Below are 787 nucleotides of genomic sequence, written 5' to 3' on the forward strand. Positions count from 1 at the left end.
TCTTGAGCCATATGGTAAAGATCGTCCACTTCTGATTGGTGTAACGGTACTGACTAGCATGGAACAAAGTGACTTGGCAGGTATTGGTCTGAATGTCGAACCGCAAGAGCAAGTGATTCGTCTAGCGACATTGACTAAGAACTCAGGTCTCGATGGTGTAGTGTGCTCTGCGCAAGAATCTTCACTACTTAAAAATGAGCTAGGTAAAGAGTTTAAACTTATCACTCCAGGAATTCGTCCTGCTGGTTCTGAGCAAGGCGACCAACGTCGTATTATGACGCCAGTTGATGCTATTCAAGCGGGTTCTGACTACCTTGTTATTGGCCGTCCGATCACTCAGGCGACGGACCCTGCTGCCGTATTGAAATCTATCAACGACAGCTTAGCTAGCAAGTAATACCTCTCGAGCATTAAATGGATAAAGGTGAGGCTAGGATGCCTCACCTTTTTTCTTTCTCAGAACAACGAATTACCCGATGAGAACAAAGGTTCTACGGATTATTCTTAGTCCTGCAGGGGAATGCACTATATCGATCACACTTTAATAACATAATTGATAATGATAAGCCGAAAATGCAACCATGTGCTGTAGATGGCTTGCGTTACAAATAGGTAACGAATACTATGTCGAAGATGCATTCACTGCGTTGTAAGGTCTAGGATGACCTGGTGAAACTCTTTGAAATCAATATAGAAGTCGGCAGGATGTCGCTTTCATATTATGCTCCTACTATTTCCTATCTGCGTACTGTCGCGTCCGCAGCCTATCGTGAGCTTCACACTCGTC

The 787-nt window shown here is 44.2% G+C and carries 1 protein-coding gene; it reads left to right on the plus strand.

The genetic code is table 11. The features are described 5' to 3' along the window. Positions 1 to 397, plus strand: a 397-nt coding sequence (gene pyrF / locus R7093_RS25050; RefSeq protein WP_318146993.1) for an orotidine-5'-phosphate decarboxylase, incomplete at its 5' end; no start/stop codon positions are given. Positions 398 to 787: the final 390 nt, after the last annotated feature.

The organism is Vibrio sp. 1580 (genome assembly GCF_033340055.1).